The 20766-nt window shown below is 67.1% G+C and carries 17 protein-coding genes and 1 pseudogene; 12 read left to right on the forward strand and 6 right to left on the reverse strand.

Going from position 1 to position 20766, the window contains the following annotated elements; translation table 11 throughout:
* Positions 1-4 precede the first annotated feature (4 nt).
* The 3 genes from BGI51_RS19385 to aldA are packed head-to-tail and all read left to right on the forward strand — an operon-like array spanning position 5 to position 3607.
* A complete protein-coding gene (locus tag BGI51_RS19385) occupies positions 5-1339 on the forward strand; it encodes an MFS transporter (protein WP_187979394.1) in 1335 nt (444 codons plus the stop codon).
* Between the two features lie 20 nt (positions 1340-1359).
* On the forward strand, positions 1360-2160 hold the full coding sequence (locus BGI51_RS19390) for an aldolase/citrate lyase family protein (protein ID WP_133860683.1): 801 nt from the start codon (positions 1360-1362) through the stop codon (positions 2158-2160).
* 13 nt (positions 2161-2173) lie between these two features.
* Positions 2174-3607, forward strand: a complete 1434-nt coding sequence (gene aldA / locus BGI51_RS19395) for an aldehyde dehydrogenase (RefSeq protein ID WP_187979395.1) — start codon at positions 2174-2176, stop codon at positions 3605-3607.
* Positions 3608-3736: 129 nt separating this feature from the next.
* Here the strand turns inward: aldA and BGI51_RS19400 are convergent, their stop codons facing one another.
* From BGI51_RS19400 to glnT, 5 genes are all read right to left on the reverse strand, one after another.
* Complete coding sequence (locus BGI51_RS19400) at positions 3737-5050, reverse strand: ammonium transporter (RefSeq protein WP_187979396.1); 1314 nt, start codon at positions 5048-5050, stop codon at positions 3737-3739.
* 287 nt (positions 5051-5337) lie between these two features.
* A complete protein-coding gene (locus BGI51_RS19405; protein ID WP_187979397.1) occupies positions 5338-6663 on the reverse strand; it encodes an FMN-binding glutamate synthase family protein in 1326 nt (441 codons plus the stop codon).
* 18 nt (positions 6664-6681) lie between these two features.
* Positions 6682-7365 carry a protein glxC gene (locus tag BGI51_RS19410; protein ID WP_187979398.1) on the reverse strand — a complete coding sequence of 228 codons (684 nt, stop codon included), beginning with the start codon at positions 7363-7365 and terminating at the stop codon, positions 6682-6684.
* Positions 7366-7377: 12 nt separating this feature from the next.
* Positions 7378-8283, reverse strand: coding sequence for a class II glutamine amidotransferase (locus BGI51_RS19415; RefSeq protein WP_187979399.1), 906 nt, complete (start codon positions 8281-8283; stop codon positions 7378-7380).
* 70 nt (positions 8284-8353) lie between these two features.
* Positions 8354-9688: a type III glutamate--ammonia ligase gene (gene glnT, locus BGI51_RS19420; RefSeq protein WP_187979400.1), complete on the reverse strand. Its 1335-nt coding sequence runs from the start codon at positions 9686-9688 to the stop codon at positions 8354-8356.
* Positions 9689-9963: 275 nt separating this feature from the next.
* Here glnT and BGI51_RS19425 point away from each other — a divergent pair, with 275 nt between their 5' ends.
* The 9 genes and pseudogenes from BGI51_RS19425 (at position 9964) to BGI51_RS19465 (ending at position 19080) form a co-directional block, all read left to right on the forward strand.
* Positions 9964-10563: a helix-turn-helix domain-containing protein gene (locus BGI51_RS19425; protein ID WP_187981360.1), complete on the forward strand. Its 600-nt coding sequence runs from the start codon at positions 9964-9966 to the stop codon at positions 10561-10563.
* A 195-nt stretch (positions 10564-10758) separates the two neighbouring features.
* On the forward strand, positions 10759-11622 hold the full coding sequence (gene purU, locus BGI51_RS19430) for a formyltetrahydrofolate deformylase (protein WP_187979401.1): 864 nt from the start codon (positions 10759-10761) through the stop codon (positions 11620-11622).
* A complete protein-coding gene (gene folD / locus BGI51_RS19435) occupies positions 11619-12491 on the forward strand; it encodes a bifunctional methylenetetrahydrofolate dehydrogenase/methenyltetrahydrofolate cyclohydrolase FolD (RefSeq protein ID WP_187979402.1) in 873 nt (290 codons plus the stop codon). Before purU ends, folD begins: the two co-directional genes overlap by 4 nt.
* Positions 12492-12504: 13 nt before the next feature.
* A complete protein-coding gene (locus BGI51_RS19440) occupies positions 12505-13746 on the forward strand; it encodes an FAD-dependent oxidoreductase (RefSeq protein WP_187979403.1) in 1242 nt (413 codons plus the stop codon).
* 9 nt (positions 13747-13755) lie between these two features.
* Entirely contained in the window at positions 13756-14052 is a 297-nt protein-coding gene (locus BGI51_RS19445; RefSeq protein ID WP_187979404.1) for a sarcosine oxidase subunit delta, read from the forward strand.
* Positions 14049-16951: pseudogene (locus BGI51_RS19450) on the forward strand (FAD-dependent oxidoreductase). The gene BGI51_RS19445 and the pseudogene BGI51_RS19450 overlap by 4 nt, the downstream one beginning before the upstream one ends.
* Entirely contained in the window at positions 16948-17637 is a 690-nt protein-coding gene (locus BGI51_RS19455) for a sarcosine oxidase (protein ID WP_187979405.1), read from the forward strand. Before BGI51_RS19450 ends, BGI51_RS19455 begins: the two are co-directional and overlap by 4 nt.
* Positions 17634-18446, forward strand: a complete 813-nt coding sequence (locus BGI51_RS19460) for an IclR family transcriptional regulator (RefSeq protein ID WP_187979406.1) — start codon at positions 17634-17636, stop codon at positions 18444-18446. Before BGI51_RS19455 ends, BGI51_RS19460 begins: the two co-directional genes overlap by 4 nt.
* A gap of 67 nt (positions 18447-18513) precedes the next feature.
* Positions 18514-19080, forward strand: coding sequence for an NUDIX hydrolase (locus tag BGI51_RS19465; protein WP_187979407.1), 567 nt, complete (start codon positions 18514-18516; stop codon positions 19078-19080).
* Positions 19081-19278: 198 nt separating this feature from the next.
* On the opposite strand, the gene gabD is transcribed toward BGI51_RS19465, so the two are convergent.
* Complete coding sequence (gabD, locus tag BGI51_RS19470) at positions 19279-20724, reverse strand: NADP-dependent succinate-semialdehyde dehydrogenase (protein WP_187979408.1); 1446 nt, start codon at positions 20722-20724, stop codon at positions 19279-19281.
* Between the last annotated feature and the right edge of the window lie 42 nt (positions 20725-20766).

A 20766-nucleotide genomic window follows, 5' to 3' on the forward strand; every position in this document is an offset into this window, starting at 1 on the left:
CTGGATGAAAGCGACCCAAGACACCCTGGCGGCACCCGTGGCGGATGCACGTCCCGCGGCGACGCCGCTGCCACCCAAGAGCGCTCGTCTCAAGCGGATCCAGGTGATCGCCCTGGCGCTGCTGGTACTGGCCGGCTTCGTCAACTACCTCGACCGCAGCACCCTGGCCATCGCCAACCAGACCATCAGCGGCGAGCTGGGCTATACGCCGACCGAGATGGGCCTGCTGCTGTCGGCCTTCGCCTGGGCCTATGCCTTCGCCCAGTTGCCCATCGGCGGTCTGCTGGATCGCTTCGGTGCGCGCCTGACCCTGGGCCTGGGCATCTGCCTCTGGTCGCTCGCCCAGGGCGTGCTCGGGCTGCTCAGCAGCCTGCACCTGATGATCCTCGCCCGCATCGGCCTGGGCATCGGCGAGGCGCCGCAATTCCCGGCCGGCGCCAAGGTGGTCAGCGAGTGGTTCAACGTGCGCGAGCGCGGCCTGCCCTCCGGCATCTTCAACCTGTCGTCCTCGCTGGGGCCGGCGATCTCCCAGCCGATCCTCACTGCGCTACTGCTGTGGCTGGGCTGGCGGCAGATGTTCATCGCCATGGGGGTGCTCGGCGTTGCCGTCGCGGCGCTCTGGTACCTGAGCTATCGCGACCGGGTGCAGGTGGTGCTGGACGCCGCGGAGCGGGCGCACCTGGATGCCGGCCTGCCACCCCAGGACGCCGGCCAGCGGCTGACCTTTGCCGACTGGCTGGGGTTGTTCCGCCGCCGCCTGACCTGGGGCGTGGTGATCGGCTACGTCGGCATCATCTACATGCTGTCGCTGTTCCTGACCTGGCTGCCGGCCTACCTGGAGCGGGTTCACCACCTGTCCCTGTCCCAGGCCGGCTGGGTCGCCAGCCTGCCGTTCCTGGCCGGTGCCTGTGGCGTGATCGGTGGTGGCCTGCTGGTGGATCGCCTGACCCGCAGCGGGCGCAGCCTGGCCTTCAGCCGCAAGCTGCCGATCTGCGGCGGTCTGGCGGCGGCCGGATTATTCGCCCTGTGCAGCGCCGGGGTGACCGGCATCGGCAGCGTCATCCTCTGCTTCAGCCTGGCACTGTTCAGCCTCAACGTGGCGGTAGCCGGCACCTGGTCGCTGGTGAGCGTCGCGGTGCCCTCGCACCAGGTGGCCTCGCTGGCCAGCATCCAGAACTTCGGTGGCTACTTCGGCGGCGCCTTCGCCCCGGTCATCACCGGCATGATCGTCCAGCAGACCGGCTCCTTCGGCCTTGCCCTCGGCATCGCCGCCGCGGTCGCGGTGGCCGGTGCCCTGAGCTATGGGCTGCTGGTGCGCCTGCCCGACACCCCTTCCTGATTCCACTGGAGACGACCGTCATGGATCTGCCGCGCAATCCCTTCAAGGCCCGCCTCACGGGCAGCGACACCCTCTACGGCCTCTGGGCCGGCTTCGCCACCGGCTATGCCGCCGAGATCGCCGCCGGCACCGGCTACGACTGGCTGCTGATCGACGGCGAGCACGCCCCCAACACGGTGCCAAGCATCCTCGCCCAGTTGCAGGCGGTGGCGCCCTACCCCACGGCGCCGGTGGTGCGTTGCGTGACCGGCGATGCGGTGCTGATCAAGCAGTTGCTGGACATCGGCGTGCAGACGCTGATGGTGCCCATGGTGGAGACCGCCGAGCAGGCCCGCGCCCTGGTGCGCGCCATGCGCTATCCGCCCCACGGCATCCGCGGCGTCGGCGGCGGCCTGGCCCGCGCCACCCGCTGGGACGCGGTACCCGACTACCTGCACAACGCTCACACCGAGTTGTGCCTGATCGTCCAGGTGGAATCGCGGCTGGGCAGCGACAACGTCGCCGAGATCGCCGCAGTGGAGGGCGTGGACGCCGTCTTCGTCGGCCCCGCCGACCTCTCCAGCGGCCTCGGCCATGCCGGCAATCCGGGCCATCCCGAGGTGCAGGCACGTATCCGCGCCGCCATCGATGCCACCCGCGCGGCCGGCAAGGTGGCCGGGATCCTGGCGCCCCAGGAAGACGATGCCCGGCGCTATCGCGACTGGGGTTGCCAGTTCGTCGCCGTCGGCATCGACATCAGCCTGTTCCGCCAGGCGGCGCTGGCCAACCTGGCCCGCTATCGCCCCCTCGAAGCGCCCCAGGCGCCCTCTCGCACCTATTGACCCGGAGTCCGCCATGGCCGATCTGCCTCTTTACCAGAACTACATCGATGGCCGCTTCCTGCCGGCCGCCGAGGACTTTCTCGTCCATAACCCGGCCACCGGCGAGGCCCTGGCCCGGGTACCGGCGTCCAGTCGCGAGGACGTCGACCAGGCCATCGCCGCCGCCCGCCGTGCCCAGAAGGCCTGGGCGCGCAAACCAGCCATCGAGCGCGCCGGCTACCTGCGGCGCATCGCGGCAAAGCTGCGTGAGCACGCACCGCGGCTGGCCCGGACCATTGTCGCCGAACAGGGCAAGGTCCATGGCCTGGCCGAGGTGGAGGTCAATTTTACCGCCGACTATCTCGACTACATGGCCGAGTGGGCAAGGCGCATTGAAGGCGAAATCATCACCAGCGACCGACCCGACGAGCAGATCTTTCTGCTGCGCAAGCCGCTGGGCGTGGTGGCCGGCATCCTGCCATGGAACTTCCCCTTCTTCCTGATCGCGCGCAAGCTGGCGCCGGCGCTGCTCACCGGCAACACCATCGTCATCAAGCCCAGCGAAGAAACCCCGATCAATGCCCATGAATTCGCCCGCCTGGTGGCCGAGACCGCCCTGCCGCCCGGGGTCTTCAACCTGGTCAGCGGTGCCGGCGCCGTGGGGGGCCAGCTCAGTGCCCATGCCGGCATCGACATGGTCAGCTTTACCGGCAGCGTCGGCACCGGCTCGCGGATCATGGCCGCTGCCTCGCCGAATCTGACCAAGCTCAACCTGGAGCTGGGCGGCAAGGCGCCGGCCATCGTCCTGGCCGATGCCGACCTGGACCTGGCGGTCCGGGCGATCCGTGACTCGCGCATCATCAACACCGGCCAGGTGTGCAACTGCGCCGAGCGGGTCTATGTGGAACGCGCGGTGGCCGAGGACTTCATCGAGCGCATCGGCCGCGCCATGGCCGCCACCCGCTATGGCGACCCCCAGGCCGACACCAGCGTGGAGATGGGACCGCTGATCAACGCCGCCGGCCTGGACAAGGTGGCGGCCAAGGTCGACGTCGCCCTCGGTCAGGGCGCCCGCCTGGTCACCGGTGGCAGTCGCGCCGACCTGGGTCGCGGCTTCCACTTCCAGCCCACGGTGCTGACGGACTGTCGCGCGGACATGCCGATCATGCGCGAAGAAATCTTCGGCCCGGTGCTGCCGATCCAGGTGGTGGACGAACTCGACGAAGCCATCGCCCTGGCCAACGACTGCGAATACGGCCTCACCTCCTCCGTCTATACCCGCAGCCTGGGCAAGGCCATGCACGCCATGCGCGAGATCGACTTCGGCGAGACCTACATCAACCGGGAAAACTTCGAGGCCATGCAGGGCTACCACGCCGGGGTGCGCAAGTCCGGCATCGGCGGCGCCGATGGCAAGCACGGCCTCTATGAGTACACCCATACCCAGGTGGTCTATCTGCAGGGCTAGGGGTCGAGGCTGGGACCTACCCGCTTCGCTCGAATGTTCGCGGGCGAACGCGGCTCGAAACAGGCACGGGCCCAGCGCTGAGCGGAACCAGCCACCGCAGCGATGGCTGGCGGGCCGCGCGGTGCCGCCTTAGCCGTAGGCTTTCTCGCCATGCTGGAAGAGGTCCAGGCCCTGAGCTTCGGTCTGCTCGCAAACGCGCAGGCCGCGGGTCAGGACCCGGGTGACGCAGAGCAGCACGAAGGTCATGACCCCGCAGAAGAGCACAGTGAAGAGGACGCTCTTGAGCTGGATCAGCACCTGGCTGGCGATGGCGATGTCCTGGTAGCCGCCCAGGCTCTTGCTGGCGAAGACGCCCGTCAGCAGCGAACCGACGATGCCGCCGATCCCGTGCAGCCCGAAGCCGTCGAGCGCATCGTCGTAACCGAAGGTGCGCTTGAGATAGACCACCGCCGCGTAGCAGAGGGCGCCGGTCAGCAAGCCCATGGCGAGGGCCCCGGCCGGACCGACGAAGCCGCAGGCCGGGGTGATGGCGATCAGGCCGGCCAGGGCGCCGGAGGCGACACCGAGGGCGCGGGCCTTGCCGGTGCGCAGCCACTCCACCGCGAGCCAGCCGAGGATGCCGGCACAGGCGGCGATCTGGGTGGTGAGCATGGCCATGCCGGCGCTGGCGCTGGCGGCCACCGCAGAGCCGACGTTGAAGCCGAACCAGCCGACCCAGAGCAGGGCCGCGCCGGTCAGGGCGAAGCCCAGGTTGTGCGGCGGCATGGCCTGGAGGCTGTAACCCTGACGCCGACCGAGCATCACACAGGCCACCAGCCCGGCAACGCCGGAATTGATGTGCACCACGGTGCCACCGGCGAATTCGAGGATGCCCCAGTCATAGAGCAGACCACCCGGCCCGCTCCAGGCCATGTGCGCCAGAGGCAGGTAGCAGAAGGTGAACCAGAGGGCACAGAACAGCACGGCGGCGCTGAATTTCATGCGCTCGGCGAAGGAGCCGGCGATGATCATCGGGGTGATCAGCGCGAAGGTCATCTGGAAGGTGGCGAAGACGCTTTCCGGAATGGTGCCCACCAGGCTGTCACGCACCACATCGAGCAGCATCCAGTGCTTGAAGCCGCCGATCAGGCTATGGAGGTTGAACTCGCCGGCCACCATGCCGGTGGTGTCGGCGAACAGACTGTAGCCATAGACCACCCAGAGCACGCCGATGACTCCGGCCACGGTAAAGCTCTGGGTGAAGATCGAGAGCAGGTTCTTCGACCGCACCAGGCCGCCATAGAAAAGCGCCAGGCCGGGGACCAGCATCATCAGCACCAGCACGCTGGAGATCATCATCCAGGCCGTGTCGCCGCTGTCGAGCCTGGTCTCCTGGGCCAGGGCCATACCGGGCATCCCGAGGGCTGCCACCAGAACCGCAACCGCCTTGCCTTTACCGATCATGTCGAGCTTCCTTCGCTGAGGGATGAAAGGGAACGTGAGTCGTCGTGCGGCCCGGCGCCCGAGGCTGCCTGGCCGAAGAAACGTGTTGCAGACCGCCCGATCGCCACCATGGCAAGCGGCCGTAGGTTGGGTTGAGCACAGCGAAGCCCAACGTCGCCCCGAGGGCCGGCAATGTTGGGCTTCGACGATAGAGCCGTCTCAACCCAACCTACGGTCTATCGCCACCCTGACCGCTAGCAAAAGGCAGCTCCTTTCAGGACGAGTCGCAGAGAGAAACGACCACACCACTAGAACCCGGTTTGCCCCGGTACCCAACTGGTACCCGCCAGCGGCACCCGCGCCATGGCCGCGGCCTCGATGGTCAGGGCCACCAGGTCTTCCGGGTCGAGGTTGTGCAGGTGCGACTTGCCGCAGGCGCGCGCCATGGTTTGGGCTTCCAGCACCAGCACCCGCAGGTAATTGGCCAGCCGACGACCGCCTTCCACCGGGTCGAGGCGTCTGGCCAGTTCCGGGTCCTGGGTGGTGATGCCCGCCGGATCGCGGCCGTTCTGCCAGTCGTCGTAGTAGCCGGCGGCGGAGCCGAGCTTGCGCAGTTCGGCATCCAGCCGCGGATGGTTGTCGCCCAGGGCGATCAGCGCCGCCGTCCCGATGGCCACGGCATCGGCACCCAGGGCCATGGCCTTGGCCACGTCGGCGCCATTGCGGATGCCCCCGGAGACGATCAGTTGCACCTTGCGGTGCATGCCCATCTCCTGCAGCGCCTGCACCGCCTGGGGGATCGCCGGCAGGATGGGAATGCCGACGTGCTCGATGAATACCTCCTGGGTCGCCGCGGTGCCGCCCTGCATGCCGTCGAGCACCACCACGTCGGCGCCGGCCTTGACCGCCAGCTTGACGTCGTAATAGGGCCGACTGGCGCCAATCTTCACGTAGATGGGCTTTTCCCAGTCGGTGATCTCGCGCAACTCGGCGATCTTGATCGCCAGGTCATCCGGACCGGTCCAGTCGGGATGGCGACAGGCACTGCGCTGGTCGACGCCGATGGGCAGGGTCCGCATGCCGGCCACCCGCTCGGTGACCTTCATGCCCAGCAGCATGCCGCCACCGCCGGGCTTGGCGCCCTGCCCCAGGACGATCTCGATGGCGTCGGCCTTGCGCAGGTCGTCGGGATTCATGCCGTAGCGCGACGGCAGGTACTGGTAGACCAGGTGCTGGGACTGGCCGCGCTCCTCGGGGGTCATGCCGCCGTCGCCGGTGGTGGTGCTGGTGCCGGCGATACTGGCACCGCGGCCGAGGGCTTCCTTGGCATTGGCCGAGAGCGCGCCAAAGCTCATGCCGGCAATGGTCACTGGGATCTTCAGGTGGATGGGTTTCTTGGCAAAGCGGGTACCGAGCACCACGTCGGTACCGCACTTCTCGCGGTAACCCTCCAGCGGGTAGCGCGAGACGCTGGCGCCCAGCAGCAACAGGTCATCGAAATGCGGCAGCTTGCGCTTGGTGCCGCCACCACGGATGTCGTAGATGCCGGTCTCGGCGGCACGCTGGATTTCCTGGATGGTGAGGCGATCGAAGGTGGCCGATTCGCGCAGCACGGGGGTGTTCTGGTCAGTCATGGCGATTCTCCTGCGCGATCAATAGGCCGAGGCGTTGTCGACTTTGAAGTTGTAGAGCTGGCGGGCGGAGCCGTAGCGCTTGAAGTCGGCGGCACGCTCGGCGAAGCCGGCGGTGTCGAGCAGTTCCTGCAACTCGGCCAGGTGTTCGGCGCGCATCTCCTTCTCGATGCAGTCCGAGCCCAGGGAGGCCACGCGGCCTTTCACATAGATACGCGTCTCGTACAGCGAATCGCCCAGGGCGTCGCCGGCGTCGCCGCAGACCACCAGGCGCCCGGCCTGGCCCATGAAGCAGCTCATGTGGCCGATGCTGCCCCCGACGACGATATCGACGCCCTTCATGGAAATACCGCAGCGCGCGCCGGCGTCGCCTTCGATGACCAGCAGGCCGCCATGGGCGGTGGCGCCGGCGGCCTGGGAAGCGCTGCCCTTGACCCGTACCGCGCCGGACATCATGTTTTCCGCGCAGCCGACGCCGACATTGCCATGTACGGTAATGGCGGCATGCTGGTTCATGCCCGCGCAGTAGTAGCCGGCGTGCCCGTTGATATCCACGGACACGGCAGCGTTCACGCCCACGGCAAGGTTGTGGGCGCCATTGGGATGGGTGACCACCCACTCGCGCTCGGTGGCGGTCTGGGCGACGTCGTGCAGGGCCTGGTTGAGCTCGCGCACGGCGATTTGGGTGAGATCAAAGGTTTTCATCTGCGCTGCTCCTCAGGCCAACTCGCGTTCCCAGACGTACAGGGTGGCCGGTGCCGGCTCCCAGACCTTGGCCCGCTCGATGCCGGGCAGGCTCGACAACGCCTGGTACTCGGAGGCCATGGCCACGTAGTCGTCGGTTTCGGCGAGGATCGCCGGCTTGCAGGCGATGGGATCGCGGATCACCGCGAAGCCGTTGCGGGTGCCGATGGCAAAGGTGAAGAAGCCGTCCAGATCCTCCAGGGAACGGTCCAGTGCCTGCTTGAGGCTGTCGCCCTCGCGCAGCCGCCAGGTCAGGTAACCGGCGGCGACCTCGGTGTCGTTCTCGGTCTCGAAGGCAATGCCCTCACGCCTGAGGCTCTGGCGCAGCCGCGAATGGTTGGACAGCGAGCCATTGTGCACCAGGCAGAGGTCGGCGCCGGTGGAAAATGGATGGCTGCCCTCCAGGGTCACGGCGCTCTCGGTGGCCATGCGGGTGTGGCCGATGATGTGGCTGCCCTGCATCCCGGCCAGGCCGAAGCGGTTGGCGATCTCCTGGGGCAGGCCCATGCCCTTGAGGATCTCGATGCTGCGCCCGGCGCTCATGATGCGTAGCTCAGGCGCCAGCTCGGCCAGCACGGCGCGGACCTCGGCTTCCGCCGCGCGGATCTTGAGCACGAGGGCGCTGGCGTTCTGGAACCAGTCCAGCTCGGCATCAAGTTTTTGCTGCAACGCAGTGACCAGGGCGGCGAAGTCATAGCCGTCGGAGGTGGCCTGCAGGGTCAGCTTGACCCAGCCCTCGGCCACCTCGTCACCGTAGATGGCGAAGCCGGCGCTGTCCGGACCTCGGTCGGTCATGGCTTCGAGCATGGGCTCGAAGAGGCTGCCGAGCTGGGCCTCCAGCGCCGGGTTCTTCAGATAGAGTCCAACGATTCCACACATGGGTGTCACTCCTTCGAAGGCAGGGGGCGTACCGGGGGCGCCCGAAGATCGATCGATAAAGAGGGGGCGATCAGAAGAATTCGGTGTAGCGCTGGATCTCCCAGTCGGAGACGTGGCGGCTGTATTCCACCCACTCCATGCGCTTCAGCTTGATGAATTCGTCGACGATTTCCGGGCCGAGCATCTCGCGGAACAGCGGGTCGGCGTCCAGGGCGTCGCAGGCTTCCTTGAGGCTCTGCGGCAGGGTCTCGATCCCCCGCGCGGCGATGGCCTCGAGGCTCAGGTTGTAGAGGTTCTCGTTGCAGGGCGCGCCCGGGTCCAGTTCGCGCTCGATGCCGTCGAGACCGGCGGCGATGATGGCGGCGGTGACCAGATAGGGATTGCAGCCGGCATCGGGCAGGCGGAATTCCAGGCGGCCATAGGGCACCCTTATCATCGCCGAGCGGTTGTTGGCGCCGTAGGCGATGAAGGCCGGCGCCCAGGTGGCGCCGGACAGCGAGCGGCCCACCACCAGGCGCTTGTAGGAATTCACCGTGGGCGCGGCGAAGGCGCAGAGCGCCGGACCATGGGCCAGCAGGCCGGCGAGGAAATGGTAGGCCAGTCGCGACAGGCCCATGCCGCGCGGATCGCTGTCGTCGTGGAAGAGGTTGCGGCTGGTGGCGCTGGCCAGCGACAGGTGGAAATGCATGCCGTTGCCGGCGCGCTTGGGATCGGGCTTGGGCATGAAGGAACAGATCATGCCCAGTTCGTTGGCGATCTCGCCGGCGGCCATACGGAAGAAGGTGAAGCGATCCGCCGACTCCAGCGCCTCGCTGTAGGTGTAGTTGATCTCGAACTGGCCGTTGGCGTCCTCGTGGTCGATCTGATAGATGTCGAAACCGACCGGCTGCAGGGCTTCGGTGAGCTTTTCCAGAAAGAGCCGCGAGCGCGACAGACCCTTGTAGTCGTAGCAGGGCTTGTCCAGGGTGTCGCTGCCATCCACCAGGGACAGCTTGCCGACCTCGTCGCGGCGCATGAGGAAGAACTCGGGTTCCAGCCCGGTGTTCAGGCTCCAGCCGCGGTCGCCAAGGCGCGCTACCTGGCGCTGCAGCACGTAGCGGCTGTCATAGGGATGGGGCTTGCCGTTGACATGACCGATGCACACCACCCGCCCGTAGCCAGCCTGCCAGGGCACCGGAATCAGGGTGGAGAGATCGCCCCGGGCCATGAAGTCGGGTCCATGGGGCTCCATGCCCATGCCGCAGATGGCGAAACCGGCGAAACCCGCTCCTTCCTCCGCCACGGCGGCGAGGCCGGCCACCGGCACGGACTTGGTCTTGGCGGAACCATGGATGTCGACGAACTGGGCCAGCACGTAGCGGATACCGTGCTGGTCGATGAGATGCTGGGTTTCGCTGGGCAACATGACTGGCTCCTTGGCTGAGATCCACTATATTCCCAATGGGAATTTATTCTTCCCAACAGGAAAGCAAAGACTCTGCCAAGTCGCGTCCGCTTTGCCGACCGCTATGCCAGAACCTTCCCGTCAGCGAGTTAACCCTGCGGATCCCAAGGAGAATCCCGGCAGCAGCCCGCGGGGATTTTTTCCGGCATGATGGGAGCCCCATCGGACGCCCGCGCGTATCCGCCCTCCTTCCTGCACTTTACTGGTGCGAATTTTTTATTCCCAAAACTAAAATGATGCAAGAATCCCCGAGTCGTGAGCCACGCCTGAAGATCGAGCAGTACATAGGCATCCAGATTCGTCGCCAGCGCCAGGATCAGGGTCTGAAGACCGCCGAGGTGGCGCGCATGGCCGGTATCAGCCAGGGCATGCTGAGCAAGATCGAGAACGCCCAGGTCTCCACCAGCCTGGAAACCCTCGGCCGGCTGTGCGACACCCTGGGCCTGCCGCTGTCGCGGCTGTTCAGCCAGTACGACCAGCAGGAACGCGACGCCCTGCTGGTCAAGGCGGGCGAAGGTCTCGAGGTGGTGCGCCGGGGGACCGACAAGGGACACACCTATCACCTGCTCAACCACTCCCGCGGGCCGAAGAAGAGCCTGGAGGCCTATCTGGTCTCCATGGACGATGCCAGCGAGGAATTCCCCACCTTTTCCCATCCTGGTACCGAGTTCATCCACCTGCTCGAAGGGAGCCTGGTCTATCGCCACGGCAACCACCTCTATGAAATGGGCCCGGGCGACAGCCTTACCTTCGACAGCGACGTCCCCCACGGCCCGGAGCGATTGAACCAGGTGCCGATCAAGCTGTTGTCGATCATGACCTTCAAGGACGACTGAGCCGCGCCCGGCTCGCCGGTGAAAGGGAATTTCGCCGGTAAAAAGACCGCCTTATAACTGGTAGGAAATTTTTATTACTCTACTCTGGACGAGCGCCTGCGCTTGCCCTATAACAGCATCCGTGAATTTTATATTCCCAACAGGAAATAACGCCGCAGCGAAATGTTCCTCCACTGGTGAAATCCGGACGCGCATATGGAAACCTTGCCCACCTACATCCTCAATGTCAGTTGCCCGGCCACCTCGGGCATTGTGGCCGCCGTCAGCACCTATCTCGCCCGCAACAATTGCTACATCGCCGAGATGGCGCAATTCGACGACGATTTCACCGAGCGCTTCTTCATGCGCACGGTGTTCCGCTTCAACCCGGGCGCCAGTACCGGCATCGAGGCGCTGCGCGACGGCTTCGCCGCAGTCGCGGCCGACTTCGCCATGCAGTGGGCGCTGTACAGCACCGCCCGCCCCACGCGGGTGCTGCTGATGGTGAGCAAGTTCGATCACTGCCTCACCGACCTGCTCTATCGCCACCAGAAGGGCGAGTTGCCGATGGAGATCACCGCCATCGTCTCCAATCACCTGGACCTGCGCCCCATGGCCGAACGGGAAGGAATCCGCTTCGTCTACCTGCCGGTGACCAAGGACAGCAAGCGTCAGCAGGAACTCGAATTGCTGCGCCTGGTGGAGGAGACCGGGACCGAACTGGTGGTGCTGGCGCGCTACATGCAAATCCTCTCGAACGAGCTCTGCCAGGAGCTCGCCGGCCGCGCCATCAACATCCACCACTCCTTCCTGCCCGGCTTCAAAGGCGCCAAGCCCTACCACCAGGCCTTCGAGCGTGGCGTCAAGCTGATCGGGGCCACCGCCCACTACGTGACCTCGGACCTCGACGAAGGCCCGATCATCGAGCAAGAGGTGCAACGCGTCGACCACGGCTATCGTCCCGAAGACCTGGTCGCCATCGGCCGGGATACCGAGACCGTTGCCCTGTACAAGGCGGTGAAGTACCACATCGAGCGGCGGCTGTTCCTCAATGGCAATCGCGTGGTGGTGTTTCGATGAGCGCCCGACTGATCGACGGCAAGGCCGCCGCCGCCCGCCTGCTGCAGGAGGTCGCCCAAGATGTGGCCGAGATGCGCGCGCGGGGTATCCAGCCGGCCCTGGCGGTCATCCTGGTGGGCAGCGATCCGGCCAGCCAGGTGTATGTGCGCAACAAGCTCCGCCGTGCCGCCGAAGTGGGCATCCGCTCGCGCAGCCATGAGTTGCCGGCGGATCTTGAGCAGATCGAGCTGCTCGCCCTGATCGCCGCGCTCAACGCCGACCCGGAAGTGCACGGCATCCTGGTGCAACTGCCATTGCCGCCGCAGATCGACGAGGCGGCGGTGCTCCAGGCGCTTCGCCCGGACAAGGACGTCGATGGCTTTCACCGCGAGAACGTTGGCGCCCTGGCCCTGGGCCAACCCGGTCTGGTGCCCTGCACACCGGCCGGCTGCCTGCGGCTGCTGCAGGACCAGCTGGGTGATCTCAGCGGACGCCATGCGGTGGTGGTCGGCCGCTCCAACATCGTCGGCAAGCCCATGGCGGCTCTGCTGTTGCAGGCGCACTGCACGGTGACCCTGGTGCATTCGCGCAGCCGCGACGCCGCCGCGCTGTGCCGCCAGGCCGACATCCTGGTGGCCGCGGCCGGCCAGCCCGGTCTGGTCACCGTGGACTGGGTCAAGCCCGGCGCGGTGGTCATCGACGTCGGCATCAATCGCGTGGAGCACGCCGCCGGCGCCCGGCTGGTGGGCGACGTCGCCCCCAAGGTAGCGGCCGTGGCCGGTGCCCTCACCCCGGTGCCGGGTGGGGTCGGGCCCATGACCATCGCCCTGCTGCTGCACAACACTCTGAGCGCCGCCCAGCGCCAGCACCCCCACGCCGTCGCGACCTGACCGGGAGCCCACCATGCCTTTCAGCCTGTTGAAATACGGCCTGTCCGCCGACTACCCGGTGGAGGTCGACCTGCCGCCACCCAAGGAACTCAAGTCCAGCTACGACGTGGTCATCATCGGTGGTGGCGGCCATGGCCTGGCCACCGCCTACTACCTGGCCAAGTACCACGGCATCACCAATGTCGCGGTGCTGGAGAAGGCCTACCTGGGCGGCGGAAACACGGCGCGCAATACCGCGGTGATTCGCTCCAACTACCTCACCAGCGAAGGGGTGAAGTTCTACATCGAGTCGGTGCGGCTGTTCAAAGAGCTGTCCAACGAATTCGATTTCAACATCATGTATTCCGAGCGGGGCCAGCTGACCCTAGCGCACACCGACACCACGGTGCGCGCCTTCCGCCAGCGCGCCGAGGTCAACAAGCACTTCGGCGGACGCACCGAACTGATCGACCGCCAGCAGATCCGCGAACTGGTGCCCTGCCTCAACCTCGATCCCGGCCACCTGCCGGTGCTGGCCGGGCTGTGGCACATCGATGGCGGCACCGCCCGTCACGACGCCGTGGCCTGGGGCTACGCCAAGCAGGCGGCCAAACGCGGCGTGGAGATCCACCCGTTGACCGAGGTGCAGGACTTCGTGGTGGAGAACAATAGAATCACCGCCCTCAAGACCAACCGCGGCACGGTGCGCTGCGGCTGCGCGGTACAGGCGGTGGCCGGTACCAGCTCGCTGCTGATGAACAAGCTGGGCATCTGCGCGCCGCTGCACACCTACCCGCTGCAGGCCATGGTCACCCAGCCGTTCAAGCCCTTCCTCGACCCCCTGGTGAGTTCCAGCGCCCTGCACTGCTACGTACAGCAGACCAGCCGCGGCGAGATCGTCTTCGGCGGCGGTTCGGACCCCTATCCGCTGTACCACACCCGCTCCACCCTGGAGCTCAAGGAAAGCCTGCTGGCCCACGCCATCGAGATGTTCCCCTTCATGGCCAACGCCAAGCTGATGCGCCAATGGGCCGGGATAACCGACATGACCCCGGACTACAGCCCGCTGATGGGCCTGTCGCCCATCGATGGCTACTACCTGGACGCCGGCTGGGGCACCTGGGGCTTCAAGGCCACGCCGATCTGCGGCAAGACCATGGCTGAACTGGTGGCCAGCGGCGGGCGGGTGCCCGAGCTCATCGCCCCCTTCGGCCTGGACCGGTTCAGCCGCTTCCAGCAGGTCAACGAGATGGGCGCCACCGCGGCCAGCCATTAAGGAGCTGTCATGAAGATTCTCACCTGCCCGCTCAACGGGCCGCGCAACATCAGCGAATTCACCTACGGCGGCGAACTCAAGGCCATGCCCGATCCCCGGGCCTGCAGCACCGCCGAATGGGCCGACTACGTGTTCAACTGCGGGAATCGCCGCGGCGTGGTCACCGAATGGTGGCTGCACAATGCCTCCAGCTACTGGTTCCTGGCCGAACGCCACACCGGCACCGACGAGGTGCTGCGCACCTTCGATCCCCGCGAGCTGTTCACCCAGCGTGTCGACTTCGCCGTTGCGGAGGTGCGCCCATGACCCGCCTGCCGGCCCCCATGGGGCTGCTGATCGATCGCAACCGTCCGCTCGCCTTCCGTTTCGAAGGCCAGACCTGTCACGGCTATGCCGGCGATACCCTGGCCAGCGCCCTGCTCGGCGAGGGTCGCTGGCTGCTGTCGCGTTCCTTCAAGTATCACCGGCCCCGCGGGCCCCTGACCCTGGCTGGCCAGGACGCCAACACCCTGGTGCAGTTGCCGGACGAGCCCAATGTGCTGGCGGATGAACTGCCGCTGCGCGAAGGTTTGAGCGCCACGGCGCAGAACGTCAGCGGCAGCCTCGAGCGCGACCGCGATGCCCTGCTCGGCACCTTCTCCAGGTTCATGCCGGTGGGCTTCTACTATCGCGCCTTCTACAAGCCCAAGGGCATGTGGAAACGCTGGGAGCCGCTGATCCGCAGGAAGGCCGGCCTCGGCGTGCTCGACCTGACCTTCGTCCCCACCTACCACGACAAGGCCTATCTGTTCTGCGACGTGGCGGTGATCGGCGCCGGTCCCGCTGGCCTCAGCGCAGCGCTGGCTGCGGCCCAGGGTGGCGCCGAGGTGCTGCTCATCGAACAGCAGCCGCTGCTCGGCGGCGCCCTGGCCTGGGGTCGTTTCGGCCTCGATGCCGGCCAGGGTGAAGGGCTACGCGAGGAACTGGTGGTCGCGGTGCGCGCCGAACCACGCATCCGGGTGCTGGAGGCCGCCGTGTGCAACGGCTGGTTCGCCGACCACTATCTGCCGGTCATCCAGGGCAACCGGATGTTCAAGGTCAGGGCGCGGCAGACTATCCTCGCCAGTGGCGCCTTCGACCAACCGGTGATCTTCCGCAACAACGACCTGCCCGGCATCCTGCTGACCAGCGCCGCCCAACGCCTGATGCGTCTCTATGGCGTGCGACCGGGCCAGCGTGCCGTGGTCCTGGCCGGCAACGACGATGGCTATCTGGCGGCCCTCGACCTGCAGGAGCAGGGGGTCACCGTCGCCGCGCTGCTCGATCTGCGCGCGGCGCCGCGGGATGCGCAGTTGCAGCAGGCGGTAAGCGCACGCGGCATTCCCGTACACCTGGGCCATACGGTGTACGAGGCCCACGCCGATGCCGCTGGCCGCCAGCTGGCGCGGGTCGATGTCCGTCCCATCGTCGGCCAGGGCCAGGTCGGCCCCGCGGGCCTGACCCTGGATTGCGACCTGCTGTGCATGTCCGCCGGCTACATGCCGGTCTACCAGCTGGCCTGCCAGGCCGGCGGCACCCTGGGTTACGTCGACGAGCAGGCCGCCTTCAGCCTCGGCAATCTGCCGCGGGGCCTGCACCTGGCCGGCTCGGTCAATGGCCGCCATGCGCTGGAGCGGGTGCTGTCCGACGGCCGCGCCGCCGCGTCCCGCGCCCTGGCCGAACTGGATCTCGCCCCGCTCACCACCGAGCAGACCCAGGCCGACGACCATCAGGTCAACTTTCCCTGGCCAATGTTCGCCCACCCCCAGGGCAAGGAGTTCGTCGACTTCGACGAGGATCTGCAGATCGCCGACATCATCAATGCGACCCGCCACGGCTATCGCGACGTCCAGTTGGTCAAGCGCTTCTCCACCGTCGGCATGGGCCCCTCCCAGGGTCGCCATTCGGCGCTGTCCACCGCGCGCCTGGTGGCTGCCGTCACCGCACGCAGCGTCAGCGATACCGGGGTGACCACCGCACGGCCGCCCTTCACCGCGGAAAAGCTCGCCCACGTCGCCGGGCGTGCCTTCGATCCCTATCGGCGCACGGCCATGCACGAGCGCCACCTGGAACTGGGGCCAGCCTGATGCCGGCGGGTGTCTGGCAACGGCCGGCCTTCTACGGCCCGTCCAGCGAACGCCAGCGTTGCATCCAGGCCGAGGTCCGCCAGGTCCGCGAGGGCGTGGGCCTGATCGACGTCTCCACCCTGGGCGGCCTCGAGGTGCGCGGCCCCGATGCCGCCGAGCTGCTGGAACGGGTCTACACCTTTGGCTTTCGCAAGCTACCGGTGGGACGTACCCGCTACGCCCTGATGACCGCCGAAGACGGCGTGGTGATCGACGACGGCGTGGCCGCGCGCCTGGGCGAGCAGCACTTCTACGTCTCGGCGACCACCAGCGGCGTCGATCGCGTCTACCGCAGCCTGCTCAAATGGAACGCCCAGTGGCGGCTGGACGTGGACATCGCCAACGTCAGCGCCGCCTTTGCCGCCGTGAACCTGGCCGGTCCGCGCTCCCGGGAGGTGCTGCGCGAGCTGTGCCCCGAACTGGACCTGACGCCCGAGGCCTTCCCCTACCTCGCCGTGCGCGAGGGCCGGGTCGCCGGGATTCCCGCGCGGCTGTTGCGGGTCGGTTTCGTCGGCGAACTGGGCTATGAAATCCATGTGCCCGCGCGCTTCGGCGAGCGGCTCTGGGATGCGCTGATGGAGGCTGGAGGCCGCTTCGGCATCCGCCCCTTCGGCGTCGAGGCCCAGCGCCTGCTGCGGCTGGAGAAGGGCCATGTGATCATCGGCCAGGACACCGACGGCATGACCCACCCCGCCGAAATCGACATGGGCTGGGCCATCGGTCGCCAGAAGCCCTTCTTCGTCGGCCAGAAGTCCATCGAGATCCTCGAAAGCCAGCCGCTGCGGCGCAAGCTGGTGGGCTTCACCCTGCCGGCAACCGCCAGCCAGCCGCTGGAAGGCCACCTGGTACTGCGCGGCGATGACATCGCGGGCAACGTCACCTCCTGCGAATTCTCCCCCACCCTGGGCTGCATCCTCGGCCTGGCCTATGCCGCCCCCGATCAGGCCGAGCCCGGCATGTCCCTGCCGATCCGCGTCGAAGGAGGCAAGATGGTCCAGGCCACGGTGACACGCCTGCCCTTCTACGATCCCCAAGCCCAACGCCAGGAGATGGGAGCATGACGCTGAATCCCGTGGAGTTCGACGAACGCAGCCCGCTGGTCGAATTGCAGCTCGATACACCCGTACTGCAGCATCAGGGACGGATCTTTGCCGAGCGTCTGAGTGCTGGCGACGAAGCGGCGCTGCTCCGCCGCGGTGGCCTGGCCGACCTGAGCAATCTGCCGCGCTTCGGCCTGCGCGGCCCGACCGCCGGCGACCAGCTGCGGGCCCAGGGCTATGTCCTCCCGGAGCGGCCCAACCAGGCGCTGCGCCAGGCGACCGGGGAATGGCTGCTGCGGCTGTCGCCGAGCGAATACCTGCTGCTTGGCGCCCTGGGCGACGGCGGGGCGCGGGTCGCCGCCCTGGAAGCGGCTGCCGCCGAGCTTGGCCCCGGCTGCTACCCGCTGCCGCGCCAGGACTCCCACGCCTGGCTGATCCTCACCGGGTCCCAGCTGCCCGCGCTGTTCGCCAAGCTGTGTGGCGTGGACCTGGGCAAGCCCTTCGCGGTCGGCCAGGTGGTGCAGACCTCGGTAGCCAGACTCAACGCCATCCTGCTCAATGCCGGCGACGGTACTCTGCCGCATGTCCACCTGCTCTGCGACCGCGCCAGCGCCCATTACCTCTGGCACGTGCTGCTCGATGCGCTGGAAGAGTTCGACGGCGGTGCGCTGGGGGTCGCGGTGCTGCTCAAGGCGGGCATCCCATGACCGTCGTCGAAGCGACGGCGGTCGAGGCGGACGGCGACTATCGGGTGCCCGCCCTGCTGCGTGGCCTGAGGGTCCTGGAACTGTTCGACGCGAAGCGACGCCTGCTGACCCTGCAGGAGATCGCCGACGGTCTCGGCGGCTCGACCTCGTCGGTCTACCGCATCGTCATGACCCTCACCGAGCTGGGCTATCTGGAGCGTCAGTCCAGGACCGGATACGGCCTGGGCATCAAGGTGGTCAGCCAGGGCTTCGCCTACCTGGCCAGCCGCGACTTGGTGGACATCGCGCAGCCCCACCTGGAACGGCTGCGCGACGTCACCTCGCTGTCCTGCCATCTGGGCATCCGCGATCGTACCGAGGTGGTCTATCTCTACCGCGCCATGGCCAGCCAGCGGCTGACGGTGAACGTCCCGGTGGGCACCCGGCTACCCTGCACCCGTACCGCCCTGGGCCGAGTGCTGCTCAGCGGCCTCGACGCCGAGGCCCTGAGCGCCCTCTACCAGCACGAGCGGCTGGATGACCAGCCACCGCCCGCGCCCCGTACCCTGCCGGAGCTGTTGCGCCTGGTCGAGCAAGACCGCCGTCAGGGTTGGGTCCTGCACCGCTCCGACTACTCCACCGCCATCGCCACCGGCATCCGCGATCATCGCGACCAACTGGTGGCGGCGCTCAACGTCTCCGGCCCCGATGCCGTGATGGATGCGGCCGCGACGCGGGAATGGGTCGGCGCCCTGCTGGCCGAGACCGCCGCGCGGATCGCCACCGAGCTGGGACACCGCCCCCACGCGGACGCCCGACGTTCCGACTAGGCCGCTGAGACGTTCTGGTATACCGTAAGACTAGAATAATCAGAGCAGTGACCAGGCCGAGGTCAGCATGAGCCCTTCCCCACGTTTCTGCTGCCAGTGCGGCAGCGCCGAATTGCGTCGTGGCCAGCCTGCGGGCGATAGCCATGAACGGTTGCTGTGCACCGCCTGCGGCCATGTACTCTATGACAATCCGCGGGTGATTGCCGGGTGCCTGGTGGAGCATCAGGGCCGCTATCTGCTCTGTCGCCGGGCCATCGAGCCGCGGCTTGGCTACTGGACCCTGCCCGCGGGCTTCATGGAGAACGGCGAGAGCGCCGAGCAGGCGGCCTTGCGCGAGACCTGGGAAGAAAGCGGGGTGCGGGCGCGAATATTGGCACCCTATTCCATCTTCAACGCCACGACGGTCAATCAGGTCTATTTGATCTTTCGCGCCGAATTGATCGAGATCGCCGCCGACGCCGGTGTCGAGACCCTGGAGCGCCGCTTCTTTGCCCCGGACGAGCTGCCCTGGGCCGAACTGGCCTATCCTTCGATCCAGCAGATCCTGGAGCGCCGTCTGCATGAGCAGGCGCAGGGTCAGCATGGCCTCTATTTCGGTACGGCCGAGGCCGGGCAGTTGCATCCCTTGGGTTGATGGCGCCGGGAGCTGTTGGGCTTCGACGATGGAGCCGTCTCAGCCCAACCTACCTCGATCGTAGGTTGGGTTGAGCACCGCGAAGCCCAACACGTCCAAACTCGGTGCGCCCGTTGGGCTTCGACGATAAAACCGTCTCAACCCAACCTACGGGGGCTGGTAGGTTGGGTTGAGCGCCGCGAAGCCCAACGAGAGCGATCAGATCCCCAGGCAGAGGTACTTGATCTCGAGGTAGTCCTCGATGCCGTACTTGGAGCCCTCGCGGCCCAGGCCCGAGGCCTTGACGCCACCAAAGGGGGCGACCTCGTTGGAGATCAGGCCAGTGTTGATGCCGACCATGCCGTACTCCAGCGCCTCGGCCACGCGGAACACGCGGGACAGGTCGCGGGCATAGAAGTAGGAGGCCAGGCCGAATTCGGTGTCGTTGGCCAGTTCGATGACCTCGGCCTCGTCCTTGAAGCGGAACAGCGGCGCCAGCGGGCCGAAGGTCTCCTCCTTGGACACCTTGGCACTCCTGGGCACGTCGGCGAGGATGGTCGGCTCGAAGTAGCTGCCGCCGTTGGCGTGGGCCTTGCCCCCGGCGATGACCCTGGCGCCCTGGCTCACGGCGTCGTCGATGTGTTCCTTGACCTTGGCCGCCGCCTTGGCGTCGATCAGCGGGCCGATGGTCACGCCCTCTTCCAGGCCGTTGCCGACCTTGAGCTTGGCCACGGCGGCCTTGAATTTCTCGGCGAAGGCGTCGTACACGCCGTCCTGGATATAGAGGCGATTGACGCAGACGCAGGTCTGGCCGGCGTTGCGGTACTTGGAGGCGATGGCGCCTTCCACGGCCTTGTCCAGGTCGGCGTCGTCAAAGACGATGAAGGGCGCGTTGCCGCCCAGTTCCAGCGACAGCTTCTTGATGGTGGGCGCGCTCTGCTCCATCAGCTTGGCGCCGATCTCGGTGGAGCCGGTAAAGGAGATCTTGCGCACGATGGGGCTTTCGGTCAGCTCGGCGCCGATGTCGGCGGCGGAGCCGGTGACCACGCTCAGCACGCCCTTGGGAATGCCGGCGCGCTCGGCCAGTTCGACCAGGGCCAGCGCCGAGTACGGGGTCTGGCTGGCGGGCTTGATCACCATGGTACAGCCGGCGGCCAGGGCCGGACCGGCCTTGCGGGTGATCATCGCGGTGGGGAAATTCCACGGCGTGATGGCGGCGGTGACGCCGATGGGCTGCTTGATCACCAGGATGCGCTTGTCGGCCTGGTGGCCGGGGATGGTGTCGCCATAGATGCGCTTGGCTTCTTCGGCGAACCACTCGATGAAGGAGGCGGCGTAGGCGATCTCGCCCTTGGCCTCGGCCAGCGGCTTGCCCTGCTCCAGGGTCATCAGCCGGCCCAGGTCGTCCTGGTTCTCGATCATCAGCTCGTACCAGCGCCGCAGCTTGGCCGAACGCTCCTTGGCGGTCAGCGCGCGCCAGGCCGGCAGGGCACGGTTGGCGGCGTCGATGGCACGCTTGGTCTCGGCGCGGCCGAGCTTGGGAATGGTGCCCAGGGTCTCGCCGGTGGCCGGGTTGTCCACGCTGACGATGGCACCGCTGTCGGCGTCGATCCAGGCGCCGTCGACATAGGCTTGCTGGCGAAACAGGGAAGCGTCTTGCAACATGAGCGGGGTTCCTCGGGAGGGGATTGAAGGTGGTTTTCGACA

It is taken from the genome of Pseudomonas oryzihabitans (genome assembly GCF_014522265.1).
GTDB classification, from domain to species: Bacteria; Pseudomonadota; Gammaproteobacteria; order Pseudomonadales; family Pseudomonadaceae; genus Chryseomonas; species Chryseomonas aestiva.

Bases quoted from the DNA above. Each gene is read 5' to 3' on its own strand.
- BGI51_RS19390 (WP_133860683.1), top strand. From the start codon at position 1,360: ATGGATCTGCCGCGCAATCCCTTCAAGGCCCGCCTCACGGGCAGCGAC.
- folD (WP_187979402.1), top strand. From the start codon at position 11,619: ATGAGCGCCCGACTGATCGACGGCAAGGCCGCCGCCGCCCGCCTGCTG.
- BGI51_RS19425 (WP_187981360.1), top strand. From the start codon at position 9,964: ATGCAAGAATCCCCGAGTCGTGAGCCACGCCTGAAGATCGAGCAGTAC.
- BGI51_RS19410 (WP_187979398.1), bottom strand. From the start codon at position 7,365: ATGAAAACCTTTGATCTCACCCAAATCGCCGTGCGCGAGCTCAACCAG.
- BGI51_RS19440 (WP_187979403.1), top strand. From the start codon at position 12,505: ATGCCTTTCAGCCTGTTGAAATACGGCCTGTCCGCCGACTACCCGGTG.
- BGI51_RS19385 (WP_187979394.1), top strand. From the start codon at position 5: ATGAAAGCGACCCAAGACACCCTGGCGGCACCCGTGGCGGATGCACGT.
- BGI51_RS19400 (WP_187979396.1), bottom strand. From the start codon at position 5,050: ATGATCGGTAAAGGCAAGGCGGTTGCGGTTCTGGTGGCAGCCCTCGGG.
- gabD (WP_187979408.1), bottom strand. From the start codon at position 20,724: ATGTTGCAAGACGCTTCCCTGTTTCGCCAGCAAGCCTATGTCGACGGC.
- purU (WP_187979401.1), top strand. From the start codon at position 10,759: ATGGAAACCTTGCCCACCTACATCCTCAATGTCAGTTGCCCGGCCACC.
- BGI51_RS19445 (WP_187979404.1), top strand. From the start codon at position 13,756: ATGAAGATTCTCACCTGCCCGCTCAACGGGCCGCGCAACATCAGCGAA.
- BGI51_RS19405 (WP_187979397.1), bottom strand. From the start codon at position 6,663: ATGACTGACCAGAACACCCCCGTGCTGCGCGAATCGGCCACCTTCGAT.
- BGI51_RS19455 (WP_187979405.1), top strand. From the start codon at position 16,948: ATGACGCTGAATCCCGTGGAGTTCGACGAACGCAGCCCGCTGGTCGAA.
- BGI51_RS19460 (WP_187979406.1), top strand. From the start codon at position 17,634: ATGACCGTCGTCGAAGCGACGGCGGTCGAGGCGGACGGCGACTATCGG.
- glnT (WP_187979400.1), bottom strand. From the start codon at position 9,688: ATGTTGCCCAGCGAAACCCAGCATCTCATCGACCAGCACGGTATCCGC.
- aldA (WP_187979395.1), top strand. From the start codon at position 2,174: ATGGCCGATCTGCCTCTTTACCAGAACTACATCGATGGCCGCTTCCTG.
- BGI51_RS19415 (WP_187979399.1), bottom strand. From the start codon at position 8,283: ATGTGTGGAATCGTTGGACTCTATCTGAAGAACCCGGCGCTGGAGGCC.
- BGI51_RS19465 (WP_187979407.1), top strand. From the start codon at position 18,514: ATGAGCCCTTCCCCACGTTTCTGCTGCCAGTGCGGCAGCGCCGAATTG.